Origin of the sequence: Polaribacter butkevichii, assembly GCF_038024105.1 — a bacterium.
Lineage (GTDB): Bacteria > Bacteroidota > Bacteroidia > Flavobacteriales > Flavobacteriaceae > Polaribacter > Polaribacter butkevichii.
The window spans coordinates 3,739,354-3,756,744 of sequence record NZ_CP150661.1; the positions used below are offsets into that span (position 1 = coordinate 3,739,354).

Annotated in this window: 16 protein-coding genes; 4 read left to right on the top strand and 12 right to left on the bottom strand. The window is 30.3% G+C overall.

Features of this window, described 5'->3' with window-relative positions; translation table 11 throughout:
• Both WG951_RS15795 and WG951_RS15800 read right to left on the bottom strand, forming a co-directional pair.
• Positions 1 to 168, bottom strand: a complete 168-nt coding sequence (locus WG951_RS15795) for a DUF4177 domain-containing protein (protein ID WP_105047904.1) — start codon at positions 166 to 168, stop codon at positions 1 to 3.
• 103 nt (positions 169 to 271) lie between these two features.
• Positions 272 to 1,132: an SPFH domain-containing protein gene (locus WG951_RS15800; RefSeq protein ID WP_105047905.1), complete on the bottom strand. Its 861-nt coding sequence runs from the start codon at positions 1,130 to 1,132 to the stop codon at positions 272 to 274.
• A 121-nt stretch (positions 1,133 to 1,253) separates the two neighbouring features.
• Here WG951_RS15800 and WG951_RS15805 point away from each other — a divergent pair, with 121 nt between their 5' ends.
• The 3 genes from WG951_RS15805 (at position 1,254) to WG951_RS15815 (ending at position 3,279) form a co-directional block, all read left to right on the top strand.
• Positions 1,254 to 2,033, top strand: coding sequence for a S1/P1 nuclease (locus WG951_RS15805; protein WP_105047906.1), 780 nt, complete (start codon positions 1,254 to 1,256; stop codon positions 2,031 to 2,033).
• Between the two features lie 115 nt (positions 2,034 to 2,148).
• On the top strand, positions 2,149 to 2,655 hold the full coding sequence (locus WG951_RS15810; protein WP_105047907.1) for a TlpA disulfide reductase family protein: 507 nt from the start codon (positions 2,149 to 2,151) through the stop codon (positions 2,653 to 2,655).
• Positions 2,656 to 2,673: 18 nt separating this feature from the next.
• On the top strand, positions 2,674 to 3,279 hold the full coding sequence (locus WG951_RS15815) for a thioredoxin family protein (RefSeq protein WP_105047908.1): 606 nt from the start codon (positions 2,674 to 2,676) through the stop codon (positions 3,277 to 3,279).
• A gap of 118 nt (positions 3,280 to 3,397) precedes the next feature.
• On the opposite strand, the gene WG951_RS15820 is transcribed toward WG951_RS15815, so the two are convergent.
• The 8 genes from WG951_RS15820 to WG951_RS15855 all read right to left on the bottom strand — a co-directional run bounded on the left by WG951_RS15820 (position 3,398) and on the right by WG951_RS15855 (position 13,249).
• Positions 3,398 to 4,633: a DEAD/DEAH box helicase gene (locus WG951_RS15820; RefSeq protein WP_105047909.1), complete on the bottom strand. Its 1,236-nt coding sequence runs from the start codon at positions 4,631 to 4,633 to the stop codon at positions 3,398 to 3,400.
• A 178-nt stretch (positions 4,634 to 4,811) separates the two neighbouring features.
• Positions 4,812 to 5,453 carry an alpha/beta hydrolase gene (locus WG951_RS15825; RefSeq protein ID WP_105047910.1) on the bottom strand — a complete coding sequence of 214 codons (642 nt, stop codon included), beginning with the start codon at positions 5,451 to 5,453 and terminating at the stop codon, positions 4,812 to 4,814.
• A 26-nt stretch (positions 5,454 to 5,479) separates the two neighbouring features.
• Positions 5,480 to 5,806, bottom strand: coding sequence for a DUF4870 domain-containing protein (locus WG951_RS15830; RefSeq protein WP_105047911.1), 327 nt, complete (start codon positions 5,804 to 5,806; stop codon positions 5,480 to 5,482).
• Between the two features lie 5 nt (positions 5,807 to 5,811).
• Positions 5,812 to 7,065: a dihydroorotase gene (locus tag WG951_RS15835; RefSeq protein ID WP_105047912.1), complete on the bottom strand. Its 1,254-nt coding sequence runs from the start codon at positions 7,063 to 7,065 to the stop codon at positions 5,812 to 5,814.
• Positions 7,062 to 9,011: a BatA domain-containing protein gene (locus WG951_RS15840; protein ID WP_105047913.1), complete on the bottom strand. Its 1,950-nt coding sequence runs from the start codon at positions 9,009 to 9,011 to the stop codon at positions 7,062 to 7,064. The genes WG951_RS15835 and WG951_RS15840 overlap by 4 nt, the downstream gene beginning before the upstream one ends.
• A 197-nt stretch (positions 9,012 to 9,208) precedes the next feature.
• Positions 9,209 to 9,973, bottom strand: coding sequence for a TIGR02757 family protein (locus WG951_RS15845; RefSeq protein WP_105047914.1), 765 nt, complete (start codon positions 9,971 to 9,973; stop codon positions 9,209 to 9,211).
• A 5-nt stretch (positions 9,974 to 9,978) separates the two neighbouring features.
• Entirely contained in the window at positions 9,979 to 10,647 is a 669-nt protein-coding gene (locus tag WG951_RS15850) for an ABC transporter ATP-binding protein (protein ID WP_105047915.1), read from the bottom strand.
• Positions 10,648 to 10,825: 178 nt separating this feature from the next.
• Positions 10,826 to 13,249: a DUF5916 domain-containing protein gene (locus tag WG951_RS15855; protein ID WP_105047916.1), complete on the bottom strand. Its 2,424-nt coding sequence runs from the start codon at positions 13,247 to 13,249 to the stop codon at positions 10,826 to 10,828.
• Between the two features lie 240 nt (positions 13,250 to 13,489).
• On the opposite strand from WG951_RS15855, the gene sucC reads away from it, so the two are divergent.
• Positions 13,490 to 14,692: an ADP-forming succinate--CoA ligase subunit beta gene (gene sucC, locus WG951_RS15860; RefSeq protein ID WP_105047917.1), complete on the top strand. Its 1,203-nt coding sequence runs from the start codon at positions 13,490 to 13,492 to the stop codon at positions 14,690 to 14,692.
• 113 nt (positions 14,693 to 14,805) lie between these two features.
• On the opposite strand, the gene WG951_RS15865 is transcribed toward sucC, so the two are convergent.
• Together WG951_RS15865 and arsB are read right to left on the bottom strand one after the other, a co-directional pair.
• A complete protein-coding gene (locus tag WG951_RS15865; protein ID WP_105047918.1) occupies positions 14,806 to 16,272 on the bottom strand; it encodes a potassium/proton antiporter in 1,467 nt (488 codons plus the stop codon).
• A 71-nt stretch (positions 16,273 to 16,343) separates the two neighbouring features.
• The gene (arsB, locus tag WG951_RS15870; RefSeq protein WP_105047919.1) at positions 16,344 to 17,390 is read right to left on the bottom strand and encodes an ACR3 family arsenite efflux transporter; all 1,047 of its coding nucleotides are present in this window, start codon (positions 17,388 to 17,390) and stop codon (positions 16,344 to 16,346) included.
• Position 17,391 lies beyond the last annotated feature (1 nt).

The following is a 17,391-nucleotide window of genomic DNA, read 5'->3' on the forward strand; positions in this document are numbered from 1 at the left end:
TTATCTGTTTTTATCTTTTTCTAAAAGCGCATAAACACCTCCATTTACATTGGAGTATACGTTAATTACGCGCCAACCTTGTTTAGCATGAGCGTTAATTGCGTCCTCAAAATTATTTTGGCTATTAGACCAACTTACTTTTTGTTTTAAAAATTTATATTCTTTCATGTATTTTATTTTTTGTTTTTGAGCTTTTGACCTGCAAAAGCACAAAGATTTAGAGTAAAAAAAGTTGTGAAGTTGTTGTTTTTTTAGCTTTACGAACTACTAATTAATGACTTAAAGTTCCTGCGTTAACAACAGGAGAAGCTTCTTTATCACCGCATAAAATAACCAATAAATTACTTACCATTGCAGCCTTACGTTCTTCATCTAACTCAACAATTTGTTTTTTATTTAATTCATTTAAAGCCATTTCTACCATTTCTACAGCACCTTGTACAATTTTATGTCTTGCAGCAACAATTGCGGTAGCTTGTTGTCTTTTTAACATGGCAGAAGCAATTTCTTGCGCATAGGCCAAATATCCAATTCGTGCTTCTAAAACCTCTATTCCTGCAATAGATAAACGCTCGTCTATTTCTTTTTCTAAAGCTTCCGAAACTTCATTTACACTAGATCTCAAAGTAATATCTTCATCAGAACCTTCGTCAGCAAAATTGTCATAAGGATACATACTTGCTAATTTTCTAACGGCAGCATCGGTTTGTACACGTACAAAGTTTTCGTAATTATCAACATCAAAAGCTGCTTTATAAGTGTCTGTAACTCTCCAAACCAAAATTGTAGAAATCATGATTGGGTTCCCTAATTTATCATTCACTTTTAAACGTTCACTATCAAAATTACTAGCTCTTAATGAAATTGTTTTTTTTCTAAATAGTGGATTTGCCCAATACAAACCGTTGTCTTTTATAGTACCCACATATTTACCAAATAATAAAATTACTTTAGAGGTGTTCGGGTTAACCAAGAGAAATCCGAAAAAGCCAATAAAACCAAGCAAAGAAACCAATAAAAATAGAATTGTTTTATTGATTGCAGTTAAGGCAATTCCTCCAAAAAATAATAATATAACGATTAATAACATTAAATAACCGTTTGCGGGTTTAATAATTTTTTCTTCTTTCATGAGTTTTATTTATTATGATATTAAAATGATATCACAAAGATATACTATATTTTTTGTTATTTCCAAAATTGGTGATGATTATTTTTATAAATTTGTAGCAACTTAATTTTAAAAGCATAAGATGAATATTAAAATATTTTTAATGATATCGTTATTTTTTTTCTCAAAACCTTCAACAGAAGAAACGGTATTTTGGGGCCCAACAGGTCATAGAACTACAGGTAAAATTGCAGAAAAACATTTAACAAACAAAGCCAAAAGAAAAATAGATAAACTCTTAAAAGGGCAAAGTTTAGCCTTTGTAGCTACGTTTGGTGATGAGATAAAATCAGATAAAAAATACAACGAATTTTATTCTTGGCATTATGTAAATATGGATTTGGATGAAAAGTATGCAAATGCAGAAAAAAATCCTAAAGGAGATTTAGTTACAGGAATTCAAAAATGCATTCAAGTTTTAAAAGATGAGAATAGCGCAGAAGAAGATAAAGTGTTTTACTTAAAAATGTTGGTGCATTTAGTGGGAGATTTACATCAGCCATTGCATATTGGGCAAAGAGAAGATAAAGGAGGAAACGGTATACAGGTTCAGTGGTTTGGTAATGGTACTAATTTACACACTGTTTGGGATTCTAAAATGATTGAAGAATGGAATATGAGTTATATAGAATTGGCTAATAATGCAGAAGATTTATCAAAAAAAGAAATTAAAGCTATTGAAAAAGGAACGCTTGTAGACTGGGTAGATGAAGTTCATGAAACTACAAAAGAAGTGTACAATTCTGTAAAAGTTGGTGAAAATTTAAAATATAGATATTCTTATGATTATTTTGGAACTGTAAGAACTCAGTTGCAAAAAGGAGGAATTCGTTTGGCTAAAATTTTAAACGATATTTTCTAATAAAAAGCTTATTTACTTATAATTAAAGGCCTCATAAATTTATTTTTATGAGGCTTTTTTGTTAATGATTCGTTAATTGTTTTTTAGTAAGAATTCTTCTTTGTAGCTTTATGGTATGGTAAAAAAATGTTTTTATTCCTTCTTGTTTTTAGGTCTTTTGTTTTCTTGTAAAGACAAAGAAGTAAAAGAGGTTTCGCAGAAAGTAACCTCTGTTAAGTCTTACACTTATAATGAATTAAAACCTTTGTTAGAAAAAAATGATGGTAAAACTTACGTTGTTAATTTCTGGGCAACTTGGTGTGCACCATGTGTAAAAGAATTGCCTGCTTTTGAAAAATTAAACCAAGAATATGCAACTAAAAATGTAGAAGTTATTTTGGTAAGTTTAGATTTTCCGAAACAAATAGATAAAAGATTAATACCTTTTATCAATAAAAATAATTTGCAATCTAAAGTGGTTTTGTTAAATGATGTAAATGAAGATGTTTGGATAAAAGCAATAGATACTACTTGGTCTGGTGCTTTGCCTGCAACCTTAATTTATAATGCAAAAAGTAGAAAGTTTTACGAAGAATCTTTTGATTATGAAAAATTAGAAACCGAGTTGCAATCCGTTTTATAAATTTAAAATAAAAACCTTATGAAATTTACAAGATCAATTTTAATATTACTAGTAGTTGTTGTGGCAAGTGCTTTTACGGTAAAAAATAATGGAGGTTACCAAGTAGGAGATACCGTGGCTGATTTTAGTTTGAAAAATATTGATAATAAAATGGTTTCTTTATCTGATTATAAAGATGCAAAAGGGTTTGTTATTATTTTTACCTGTAATCATTGTCCGTATTCTATTGCAAATGAAGATAGAATTATTGCCTTAGATAAAAAATATAAAAAATTGGGATATCCTGTAATAGCTATAAACCCTAATGATCCGAAGGCATCTAAAGGAGATAGTTTTGAGGATATGCAGGTTAGAGCTAAAGAAAAAGGATTTACGTTTCCTTATTTGTATGATGAAGGTCAGAAAGTATATCCAAAGTTTGGTGCAACTAAAACTCCACACGTATTTATTGTGAGTAAGCCTGCTATGAAAGTTGAATATATTGGAGCTATAGATAATAGCTCTAGAGATGAAGATGCTGTAACAGAAAAATATGTAGAAAATGTGATTGATGCTTTGTTAGCAGGTAAAAAACCATCAAAAACAACAACAAGAGCAATAGGTTGTTCTATAAAAGTATTATAACGATAAATGATTTAGATAATTAATTGAACTTTTTTCTCTAAAGACCTAAAAACCCAAGTGAAAACTTGGGTTTTTTGATGGTGTATCTTTTAATATGTTCAATAAGGTATTTTAAAATTTAATACCAACGTTTTTTATTCTTTTTAGAAGCTTCAGATTTTCTTCCTTTACTGTGTTTGCTAACCGTATTTGGTTGTTTTTTTCTATGTTTTGGTGGAGCAATTGGGTAAGGATGTTCTGCGATTACCTTAATTGGTTTTTCAATTAAAGTTTCAATTAATTTAATGTATGCATTTTCATCCGGAGAACAAAAAGAGAAAGCTATTCCAGATTTTCCTGCTCTACCTGTTCTTCCAATTCTATGAATGTAGGTTTCTGGTATGTTAGGGATATCAAAATTAATAATAGCATCTACATTTGTAATGTCAATTCCACGTGCGGCAACATCAGTAGCTATTAAAATATTTGCTTTTTTATTTTTAAAATCTTCAATAGCTTTATTTCTAATTGCTTGGGTTTTATCACCATGAATACTGGTAACTTTATATCCGTTTTTAAGTAAAGATTCTTCTAGTTTGTCAACACCAAATTTTGTACGTCTAAAAATGATTATTTTCCCATTGATGGTATTTCTCAACAAGTGTAAACATAAATCGGTCTTGTTCTTTTTGGGAAGATAATATAATAACTGTCCAATGTTTTTTGCTGTTGTTTCCTCTGGGTTTATTTCTACTTTAACAGGGCTTTTTAGAATCCTTTTTGCTAATTCGTCTATTTTTTCTGGAATTGTAGCAGAGAAAAGCAAGGTCTGTTTTTTCTTAGGACATAAAGCTTCTATTTTTTTAATATCAGCAATAAACCCCATATCTAACATTAAATCTGCTTCATCTAGTACAAAGATTTCAATAGCGCTTAAGTCTATGTTTCCTTGCATTTGAAGATCAATTAATCTTCCAGGAGTTGCTACTAAAACATCTACACCATTTGCTAATATTTCTTTTTGAGGCTCTAAAGAGACTCCTCCAAAAACAGCTGTGGTTGTTAAATCTGTGTATTTTCCATAGCTTACAAAGTTTTCTAGTATTTGTATGGCTAACTCACGAGTTGGCGTAATAATTAAAGATTTTATTTTCTTGTCTTTTATATCTTCCTCTTCTTTTTCTAACAAAAGTTGAAGAATAGGTAATGCAAAAGCTGCTGTTTTACCAGTACCTGTTTGTGCAGAAACAATTATATTTTTTTTAGCTAAAACTAATGGAATTGCTTTTTCTTGTACTTTGGTTGGTGTGTGAAAGCGCTCTTCAGCAACTGCTTTTAAAATAGATTTATGTAAAGGTAATTCAGAAAACTGCATTGATATATTTTTAATGCAAAGATAGTTTAATTGTATCTATAGTTTTTGATGAATTTAGTGTTTTAAAATGGAGAATGTTTTCACTAAAATAGTTAATGAAAGTTCGGTAAGAAGAGTAAAAATATTTCTTATTATTTTTTTTAAAGTAATAAGAAATATTTTTAAGTTTTAATAAAACCTATAATCGTTGTTCAATCCAAGTTTTAAAACTGTAAAAGTTTTGTGGTGCTACACCGTGTCCAACAGGGTATTCTGAGTACTCATTATTAAAACCTAAATTATCTAAAAAAGGCTTGCTTTTTCTAGCCCATTCTATAGGTAAAACTTGGTCTACCGTTCCGTGAGAACAGTAATAATTGGTTTTAATATCTTTAGAAATAGTAGTTGGTAATAATTCTGTATTAATATAACCGCTTAAAGCAATTACATTTTGTACTTTATTAGGATAAAAGAAGCTTAAAGAATAACTTAATATAGCACCTTGACTAAAACCTAATAAAAAAGTTTTATTTGGGTTTGTGTTGTATTTTGCCTTTATTTGGTCAATAAAAAGAGCAATTTTATCAATAGATTCTTTAGCTTGTTCTAGGTCTGAGAATTTACCATTTATTTCATCAAAATTTATAGCATACCATGCGTAGCCCCCAGCAGCCATAGCGTAAGGAGCTTGTGCACTAATTATTAGTAAAGTATCTGGTAATTCTTCTGCAAAAGAAAATAAATCTTGTTCGTTACTTCCGTATCCATGTAGTAAAACCAGTAAAGGTGGGTTTTCTGTAGGTGTTTTTGGTTGTCTTACCAGATAATGTAAATCACTCATTTTGTATACTATATTTTTTATTTTGATTATATATTTTTAAACCATTCTTGAAACTGATCTCCAACTACAGGAATGCTTTTTTCTTCTCCTTTAACAGCTCCAATAAGTGAAATAACCCATAAAACTAATAAAAGAATACCAACAATAGAACCCGCTGTCATTCCAACAAATTTATAAATAATCCATCCATTTAAAAGTTGAATTAAATTTAAGCCAATCATTTGTTTGATGTAAAAACTAGCAAAAGAATTCTTTTTACTGTTGTTCATAAAAAAAGCAATGATTAGTCCAATAATCCATAAGTGACTTATGATTGCCATTGTTTTTCCTTCGTTTACTGTTTGATTTTCCATAGTTTTTAATTTAGTATTAATTGATTGTTAGCGTATATTCCGTATGCTTTTCCTTTTAACTTCTTATCTAGAAATGCACTGTTTTTAGATATTGATAAAATATCATCCTTTGTAAATGTATAGTTACTTTCTGGGTTAAATAAAGTAATTTCTGCTTTGTTGTTTTCTTTTATAGAATGATGCTCTAACCCAAAAATAGTTCTAGGTTTTTGTGTGATGTTTTCTATAAAATCTTCTAAACCTAAAACCGAATTGATGGCTCCAAAAGCACTTTCTAAACCAATAGTTCCGTCTTTAGCTTCACTAAATTCTAGTTTTTTATGTTCGATGTCTATTGGGTTGTGGTCAGAAGTAATAATGTCTATAACTCCAGATTTAATTCCTTTTTGTAAGCTTTTTACGTCAGCTTTGGTTCTTAAAGGAGGGTTTACCTTATAGTTACTGTCAAAACCATGTAATTCATCGTCAGACAAGGTTAAATGATGTGCAGAAACACTACAGGTAACTTGCAATCCTTTCTTTTTTGCAGCTGCAATTAGTTCTACAGATTTTGTTGTAGAAATTGTTGGAATATGTAGTTTTCCACCTGTATATTCTAATAAAAACAAATCTCTAGCAATTTGTATGTGTTCTGCTAAAGCAGGACTCCCTTTTAGTCCTAATTTTGTGCTATTAATACCTTCATTAGCAATACCTTCTCCAGCAATAGAATTGTTTTTGGGAAAGCTAAAAACTAATCCGTTAAAATTTTGCGCGTACAAAAGTGCAATTTTCATCAAATTATCATTTGCCACTGGTTGGTTGTAATCGGCAAAGGCAATGGCGCCAGATTGTTGCATGTCGTATAATTCAGCCATGTCTATCCCTTCGCTATTTTGAGTTAAAGCAGCAATAGGGTATAGGTTGGTAGCAAATCCAGCTGCCTTGTGTATTAAAAATTCAACAGCTGCCTTGTTGTCTATTACGGGATTAGAGTTGGCATTTACTGCCACTGCTGTAAAGCCGCTTTTTGCAGCAACATTTAATCCGTTTTTAATGTTTTCTCTTTCTTCAAAACCGGGTTCTCCAAAAGAAACACTCGTATCAAACCATCCGCAAGAAACATGTAAATTATCTAGTGTTACCACTTTATAATTGTTGTTTTCTATAGAATCCTCTATTTTTTCAATGATTCCGTTGGTAATTAAAATGTCTTTTTTTTGTTGATGATATGGGCTTGAAGAGTCTATAATCGTTGCCGATTTTAAAAGCGTAGTCATGGTTTATAGAATTTTAAAATCAAAATTTCTAAAAGCAAAGATACAATTGCCAACGATAAAAACCATTTCCAAAGCCAATGAACTTCATTTTTTTTGTTGATTTTTTTAAAAACATCTGCAATTGAATTAGAAATAGTAATGTTTTTGTTTGTTTTTTGTAGCTCACTTACATCCATAAAATTTAGTAAGCTTTCTTCTTTTGGGTAATTAAAGGCTAATTTTTGAATGGTATCGACACCTTTTACGATGCTATAAAAACCAGATTTTAAAGGTTGCTCTTTGGTAGTAATGCGTACTTTATTTTGAAATTTTTGTTGCAATGGAATAAAAGAATTTTTGGTATTAGCAACTTTTAAAACTTTGTCTTTTTCGATAGCTGTTTCAATGTCAATTTTGTTTTCTGTAGCAATTCTATAGAATAATTTTGGATGCCTAAAACTCCATTTTCCAAAGTTATAAAATACCGGAACTATGAGTGGAGAATTTATAAAATTGCTGTTTTTTTTATCCAGAGAACTTGCAATCCAATAGAGGTTATTTTTGTTATTTGTAATTTGAGAAATAAACGGAATATTATTTTCAAAAGAAATTATTGTACTTCTATTTTTTGATGAAATGCTAAAGTAATTTTGAACCGTTGGATTTTGAAAATTGGTTACTTTTTTAGAAAACACATTCTTAAAAATGGGGTGTTTATAATTGATGTTTGTAATCTTTAAAGTGTCTGTTTTTTTAGAGGTAATTTTTCCTGAATTTAACTTTTGAAGCAAAGAATTATAAGAGTCAATATTCAAATTTTGATTTGGAATAATAACAACACTTCCTCCGTTTTTAGAAAATTCTATGATTTTTTTTGATAAAATTTCAGTAAAATTTTCTACTTCATTTAGTACAATTAATTGCTGTTTTAAAATGGAATTATAGTTGATGTTTTGTACCGTGGTTTGTGTGAGGTTAAATTCGTTTTTAGTATAAATTTTAGAAAGAAAATCTGCCTGTTTTCCTATCGATAAAACATTGATTTTTTGATCGTTTTTAAAGGTGAAATAAAAGGTGTTGTCAAACGAAAAAGCATCACTAAAAGTAATCACTATTTTTCCGCTAAATTCTTCCTGATTTTGAATTTTAAATTCAATGTTTTTTTGAGAGTCTTTTTCGAAAGAGGAGGTAAGTTTGCTAATTAGTTTTTTGTTGTTGTAAATAGCAATCGGAATATTTTCTTGTGCTTCACCTTGGTTTTTTACAAGAACATTTAAAGTAAAATTTGTTGCATTTGTATTGTTGATAAAAACACTATCAATAGAAATGTTGTTTTTTACAGAAGAAGTTAGTTTTATGGCCGAAAAAGAGGGTGTTACATTTGTAAACTCGTTTTTATAAGTATTCTGAAAATCAGATATTAATATTGTTTTATTTAAAGCTTTTGTTTTGTTTTTTGTGTTGTTGCCAAATTTTAGTAAAATGGTAGGTAAATCTACTTTTTTTGAAGTTTCTTTTGTTTCTAGCAAGACTTTTTTTAGTGTTGTCTTGGTAATTTTATCATAGAAATTAGAATTTGTCTGTAGCGAATATACGTCTTTTTCTGAAACATTTTCAATAATTTCTTGCGCAGCTATTTGTAGTAAATTTCCTTTTTCTCCTTTAGTATTTGTACTTAAAGAATTGTCTAAATAAATAAAATTATGTTGATTTTGGTTTGCTGTTTTATTGCTAAAATAAGGTTGTGAAAAAGCAAAAATTATAGCAGTAAATAAAAGCATTCTTGTAGCTAAAATTAACCACTTTTTTATACGAGAACTTTTACGTGTTTGCTGTACTATTTTTTGTAAAAAAGCAACGTTACTAAAAGGTGTTTTTACAAATTTTTGTAGTTGAAAAAGATGCACTATAATAGGGATAATTAACAGTGCTAAAAAGTATAATATTTCCGGATTTTTAAATTGCATTTATGGTATTTCTATGTGATTCAAAAATAGTTGATTTTATTATTTTTTTTTGAGAGGTGAAGATAATCTTTTGAAATTAAAATATCATTTATCAATCTAAATAGAGAATACGAACATCTGCGGAAAGCATAAAAAAAACATTTTTAAAGCGAACTAATTTGTTGTTATTGTATCTTTTTTTGTGTTCAAAATTGAGGTTAAAATTTTTCAAAAACACCTAAACCAAACAAAGCAAAATCATATTTTACAGGATCGTTTTTGTCTAATTTTCTTAAATTTTTATCCAATTCAGAAAGTGCTTTCCAATCGTTTTGTTTCCTTAAAAGTAGTTTTAATTTACGTGCAACATTGCCAGAATGTACATCTAAAGGGCAAGATAAATTTGCAGATTTATGTGTTTTCCAAAGGCCAAAATCGACTCCTTTATTATCATCTCTAACCATCCAACGTAAGAACATATTTATTCTTTTTGCAGCCGAATTTTTTAGCGGATCAGAAATGTGTTTTTGTGTTCTTTGTTGATGGTTAACTTCAAAAAAAACGTCTTTTAAATGATGAATTGCGTTCTTATAATCGGTTTCTTTTTTATTTACTAATAAAACATTTTCTAATCCTTTATGGTAGGTGTAAATGTGTTTTAAAGACCTAACAAATTGTTGTAGGTCGATTGCATTAAAAGTTCTGTGTACAAAACCGTCAAGAGATGATAAATCGCTTTCTTGATGATTCATTACAAAATCAAAAGGAGCGTTATCAAAAAGATTCATCATTTTTGTAGCGTTCCTGATAATCATGGTTCTGTTACCCCAAGAAATGGTTGCAGCTAAAAAAGCAGCAATTTCAATATCTTCTTTTTTAGAAAATAAATGTGGTATTTGTATCGGATCAGACTCAATAAACTTTGGGTTGTTGTATAGAATTACTTTTTCATCTAAAAACTCTTTTAGTTCTTTTTGAGTCATAAAAATTAGTTTTTTTCTACTATTTTACCATCAATCATGGTTAGTTTTCTATCTGCCATATTGGCTAATTCTTCGTTATGAGTAATAATTACGAAGGTTTGTCCAAATTCATCACGTAGTTTAAAAAATAGCTCATGTAAATTCTTTGCAGACTCACTATCTAAATTACCACTAGGTTCATCAGCTAAAATAACAGAAGGATTGTTAATTAAGGCTCTAGCAACCGCAACTCTTTGTTGTTCTCCTCCAGAAAGTTCGTTGGGTTTATGGCTTATTCTATGAGATAAACCTAAGAAATTTAAAATTTCGTTTGCTCTTTTTTCTGTTTCTTGTTTCGTTTTTTTAGCAATAAATGCAGGTATACAAACGTTTTCTAAAGCGGTAAACTCTGGTAGTAATTGATGAAATTGAAAAATAAAACCAATATGCTTGTTTCTAAACGAAGAGAGCTCTTTGTCTGCTAAGTTTTTAAGTGAAACATTGTTTAATTTTAGTTCGAAATTTTCGTTCTTTTTAGGTTTGTCTAAAGTACCTAAAATTTGGAGTAAGGTAGTTTTTCCTGCTCCAGATGGACCAACAATAGCTACAATTTCTCCTTTTTTTATGTGTAAATCTACTCCTTTTAAAACTTCTACATCCCCATAATATTTGTGAATGTTTTTACCTATTATCATACTTAAAAACTTTGTAACGAATGTATAAAAAAGAAATCAGAAAAATATACAACTGAATTTTAAATCTAAACCAATTAAATTGTTTCTTCTGTAGGGTTTCAAAACCTTGTAGGTCTAGAAAGTGAGCAAAAAACACCTACAAGGTTAGAAAAACCTTGCAGGAGGAGTAGGTTTGAATTTATAAAATATTTTTCAATTTATTATAATCGATAAAATATACAAGTCTTACAGAAAAGGTATGTCTTTGAGATTGATCGAATAGGTTGTCTAAATTTTTACTAAAATTTAAATCTGCATTGGTGTCTTCATTAAAAATAGAATTTCTGTAAAAAGCAATTAATTGACTACCAGGAGCAAACTGCCAAATGTAATTTAAGTCTAAATTCCAACTATTAAAGTTTACGTTGTCTCCCGTATATGTGGTGTTTGGGTTTAAATTTCCTTCAGAATTTAGGTTGTGATATCCTGTGTAATTTACAGCACCCCAATAATGTCTAAAACTTAATGATAATGAAGATTTTGTACTAAAACTGTATTTACCAGCAATAGTGTTGGTATAGTTTTTTCGATCTCTCATTCCGAAAATAATGGTTGTGTTTTCTTCATCTACATAACCTTGATCGTTGTTTGTTTTGTTATAACTTAATTTATATTGTAAAGAAAATTGATTGGTAAAACGGTAACGAGGAGCCACACTAAATCCGTAGGCTAGTTTTGGGTTTTCGCTATACCCCGTGTAATAGATATCTGCATTTAATTCTAATTTCTTTTGTGAGTTGGTAGAGATCCAGCCATTGATGTTTTTTCGTTCTGGTTGTAAAAAATAAATTCCACTTGTAGTACCTTGTCTAGGTTCAAAGAAGTCTTTTTCTTGGGTGCCATAATTTAGATTCCCTCCAAAAGTAAAACGCTTTCTTGTTTGGGCTTCAAACCTAGCACTCGCATTATAACCTGTATAGATACCAGAAAAATGCTGAAAATTAAGGTTATTGTAATAATAAAAATTATACCAATTATAGTTTTTAGTGGGTTGTAAAGTTCTCCAACCAGCACTTCCGTATATTGTTTGTTCATTATTACTAAATAGAATTCCTAAGTCGTTTGGGTTAAAATCTTTGTTTTCAAAATTGTAACCGAGTTCCCAATTCCAATGTCCAGAATTATATCCAAAGCTATTATCAAAAGTATAGCCAGTGTTAGGGTTATTAATATCATCAGTAATATTACTCATTTTTACAGATCCATCTGCATTGTATTTACTATCTTTTGTTTCTATATGCCAATCTAGGGCAGTAACATTGGCGTCTCTAAAGCGTCCATCTCTAGTAACATTTGTATTGATTAATGTTACCGTAGAATTCTGATTAAACTGTTGGTCTAAAACTAAAATATTATAATTTGTAAAAGGGGCTATTACTTCTTTTCTAGTGTCTCCTGTAGTATTGTTTTTTATGGTTGCTTCTGTTTTTTCTGTAATTGCATTAAAGAAACCTATTCCTAATCCACCTTTTGTTCTTCCGGAAACTTTTACAGCATTTAGCATGGTAACTTTGTTAGGATAGTCTGTAATTTCTTCATCAGATGCTAATGTGCTTTCTACATTAAATTGATCTATTGGGTCGCTACCAATTCTTCTAGAATAAAACAGATTTGCTTTGTTAAATAGTTCTGTACCTTCTGTAAAAAATTGTCTTTGTTCTGTAAATTGTTGTTCAAAAGGGCCTAAATTTAATTCAACATCATCAAAACCAACTTGACTAAAATCTGGAATTAAAGTAGCGTCTAATGTAAAATTTTCTGTTAAACCATATTTAATATCCATACCAACACTCCAATCAAAGTCTGTTTTTCCTTCAAAAGTATTGGTGGTTGCAGATGCATACGGATAAAAGTTTAATCTAGTTGGTGGTTTTATATCTCTAAAATCTTCAATTAAGCCATCATATTGTGTCCATCTTCCTACAGTGTTATCAACGTGTGTCCAAGTATGTTGTGCATTTAATTTTTCTAACCTTCTATGAAAGTTAAACCCCCAAGATTGTACAGGCCTGTTTGCAAAACGAAGTGCTCTGTACGGAATTTTCATTTCAACATTCCAGCCTTTTTTAGTGATTTTTGCAGCGCTTTCCCATACTGCACTCCAATTATAATCTTCATTACCGTTAGATACTTTGGCATCAGCTTGATTTCCGGTAACTTGTACCAGAAATTCAAACGGGTTTTGGCCATCATCATTAGGGTTTATAGTAACTAAAAAGAAGTCTGCAATACTAAAATTATCTCTTGTAGAAAACTCCTGAGGGATTCCTTCAGGGTCAGGATCATTCATTTGAGCAGAAATATAAACAGCATCATCATCATAAATTACCTTTACTATAGTTTGATATTCTTTTGAAACAAGTGCACCGTTGTCTGGTTTTAAAATAACAAAATCAGTACAAATCTCAGCATTTACCCATGATTGATCATTTAAAACACCATCTATTTTAGGAGATTTTCTAACCCTTGTAGTTTTAATTTTTTTTCTGATTTTTTTCTGTTGCGAAGAGAGCATCTGTACTGATAGCAGTGCAATTAGGCATAAAGTGATTTTCTTTAACATATTAGTTTTGGTTGATTATATGTATACATAATAGCTATCTGTTTATCTTCTTTTTATAAATGATAAATAGGTGTATGCTAAAGGAAAGACTTCGTAAATATAAGAGTGTTACAAAAACGAAATGTTAAAATTTTCTTAAAGAAAAAGAGGTGAGGATACATAAGATTTTTTTTTAATTAAAAAGATGCACCGTTTTATATATGAATTTGTATTTTTGAAACCGTTAATAAAATTTTACAAATGAACTTACACGAATATCAAGGAAAAGAAATTTTGAGCAGTTTTGGCGTTAGAATTCAACGTGGAATTGTTGCAAGCAACCATAAAGAGGCTGTAGATGCAGCAAAACAATTAACTGCAGAAACTGGTACTGGTTGGCATGTTATTAAAGCACAAGTTCATGCAGGTGGACGTGGAAAAGGAGGAGGAGTTAAGTTAGCAAAAAACTTAGCGGAAGTAGAAAGCATTGCCAATGATATTATTGGAATGATGTTAATTACACCTCAAACTTCTGCAGAAGGTAAAAAAGTAAACCAAGTTTTAGTAGCAGAAGATGTGTATTATCCTGGAGATTCTGAGCCAGAAGAATACTATATGTCTGTTTTATTAAATAGAGCCACTGGTAAAAATATGATTATGTATTCTACCGAAGGTGGTATGGATATCGAAACAGTTGCAGAAGAAACTCCGCATTTAATTTTTACAGAAGAGATTGATCCTTTATTAGGTATCATGCCTTTTCAAGCTCGTAAAATTGCATTTAACTTAGGTTTATCTGGAGCTGCTTTTAAAGAAATGACAAAATTTGTTACTAATTTATACAAAGCTTACATAGGTTCAGATTCTTCTATGTTTGAAATTAATCCTGTTTTAAAAACATCTGATTCTAAAATAATGGCCGTTGATGCTAAAGTTTCTTTAGATGAAAATGCATTATACAGACACAGAGATTATGCAGCAATGCGCGATTTACGTGAAGAAAACCCAATTGAAGTAGAAGCTAAAGCTGCTGGTTTAAACTATGTAGATTTAGACGGAAATGTTGGTTGTATGGTAAACGGAGCTGGTTTGGCAATGGGAACTATGGATTTAATTAAAGAGTCTGGAGGAGAGCCAGCTAACTTTTTAGATGTTGGTGGTACTGCAGATGCACAAAGAGTTGAAACTGCTTTTGGTATTATTTTAAAAGACCCAAATGTAAAAGCAATTTTAGTAAATATTTTTGGAGGTATTGTACGTTGTGACAGAGTTGCACAAGGTGTTGTAGATGCTTACAAAAGTATGGGAGACAAAATTAATGTGCCAATTATTTGTAGATTACAAGGTACAAATGCTAAAGAAGCAAAAGAGTTAATTGATAATTCTGGAATGGAAATTATTTCTGCTACAGAATTTCAAGAAGCTGCAGATAAAGTGGCCGAAGTTTTAGAAGCTGCTAAATAAGTAGTTTTATAGATATTAAAAACGCCTCATGAAAATGAGGCGTTTTTTTATGCTTTAAAAAGATATTTTACTCTTTCTTTAGTGTGTTTAACTTTTGTAGGTATGTTTACTAACTATTGTTTTTTATCAAGCACAGCGTAAACTTCAGTTAAGCTTTCTTCATTATCTAACAAAACAACAAGCGTGTCGTTTGGTTTTATAATAGTTGTACCTCCTGGACGCACAAATTTTCCGTTTCTTTTTATCATACTAATAAAAGCAGATTTAGGAAAATGTAAATCAATAATACGCTTATTCACGGCATCGCTATCTTTATGAATATCAATTTCTTTCATTGCCGATTTTGGTAGATTCAAAATATATCGCTCGTTTTCTGCAATTGGTTTTGTTTCTTCTGGCAAGGCAACATTTAGCCATTTAGAAAAAATAGACAATGTAGTACCCTGAATTAAAATAGAGGTTACCGATATAAAAAACACAATGTTAAAAATGATATTGGCTTTTTCTATTCCCGCTAAAAGCGGATATGTGGCAAATACAATAGGCACAGCACCACGCAAACCAACCCAAGAAATATAAAAACGTCTGCGAAGTTTCATTTTAAAAAACAGCAAGCTGATAAAAACACTTAGCGGTCTTGCAATTAAAATTAAGAACACAGAAATTAAAATTCCAACGCCCATATAAGGGATTATTTGAGAAGGAAATACAAGTAATCCTAAAGTAAGGAATAGTACAATTTGCATAAGCCAAGCAATACCATCAAACATTTTTAAAATAGTTGCTTTATGTATAAGATCTTGATTTCCTAAATAAACGGAACAAATATAAATTGCTAAAAACCCATTTCCACCAACTGCATCTGTAGCAGAAAAAGTAATAAACATAAGGGCAATTACTAAAACAGGGTACAAACCTTCAAAATCTAGTTTAATTCTGTTGATAATAATTTTACTTAATTTACCAAAACCAAAACCTGCAATTCCACCAAATATCATTTGTTGAAAAAACATAGGTATAATAGAAGCAATACTTAAATCTTGATTAATCACTAAAGTTAAAAAAGCCAATGTTAATACATAGGCCATAGGGTCGTTACTACCGCTTTCTAACTCTAGGGTTTGTCTTAAATTGTTTTTTAAAGCCAAATTTTTAGATCGTAAAATAGAAAATACCGCAGCAGCATCTGTAGAGGAAACTATAGAACCTAATAATAAACTTTCATAAATTGTAAAATCGGTAACATACCAAACAAAAGTACCTAAAGTAAGAGCTGTCAATAATACACCTACGGTGGATAAAACTAGGCCTTCTTTTAGGATTGGTTTTATGGCATTAAAATTAGTGTCTAATCCACCAGAAAACAAAATAAAGTTAAGCGAAACAATCCCTATAAATTGTGCGGTTTTTGGATCGTCAAAACGAATACCTCCAATACCTTCCGAACCCGCCATCATTCCGATAGCCAAAAAAAGTATTAAAGTTGGTACTCCAAATTTATAGGAAGTTTTACCAACAATAATACTTATAAAAAGTAATATAGAGCCAACTAATAAAATGTTTTCAATGGTTAAATTCATGCTTCTAACTTCTTAAAATAAGTAAAGACAAATTTAACTTTTATCCATTAAAGTACTGACTATTATTATGTTTATATATTGATTTTTTTGAAATATTTTTTTCGCAACCAAAATGAAACTCGTACTAGTAAAATTAATGCGGGTACTTCTACTAAAGGCCCAATTACTCCTGCAAATGCTTGTCCGGAGTTTAATCCAAAAACAGCAATGGCAACAGCAATAGCCAATTCAAAATTATTTCCTGCTGCTGTAAAAGCAACGGCTGCTGTTTTATCATATTCGGCTCCTGTTGCTTTGGTAACGAAAAACCCGATGATAAACATCAACGTAAAATAGATTAATAAAGGAACAGCAATTATTAAAACATCCATCGGTATTTCTACAATCAATTCTCCTTTTAAAGAAAACATCACTACAATTGTAAATAACAATGCAATTAATGTCATCGGAGAAATAGTAGGAATAAATTTGTTTGTGTACCAATCTTCTCCTTTTAGTTTTACTAAAATAAGTCGACTTAAAATACCTAATACAAAAGGGATTCCTAAATAAATAGCGACACTTTCTGCAATAGTTGCTACAGAAATATCAACTATAGCTCCTTCAAATCCAAAATAGGGTGGAAGTACAGTAATAAAAAGCCATGCATAAAAACTGTATGCAAATACCTGAAAAATACTGTTTAATGCCACCAAACCTGCACCATATTCGCTACTTCCTTCCGCAAGGTCATTCCACACCAAAACCATAGCAATGCAACGTGCTAAACCAATTAAAATTAGGCCGACCATATATTCTGGATACTCACGTAAAAATGTAATTGCCAAAATAAACATTAAAACAGGACCAACAATCCAATTTAAAAGAAGCGAAATAGATAATATTTTTGTGTTCTTAAAAACCTTTGGTAAAAGGGCATAATTTACTTTCGCCAAAGGCGGATACATCATTAATATTAACCCAATAGCAATAGGGATGTTAGTGGTTCCGCTACTAAATGAATTGATAACGTCTGGAAATGTTGGAACAAAATAGCCTAAACTAACACCAAATGTCATGGCTACAAAAATCCATAAAGTGAGGTAACTGTCTAAAAAACTTAATTTTTTTAAAGCCATT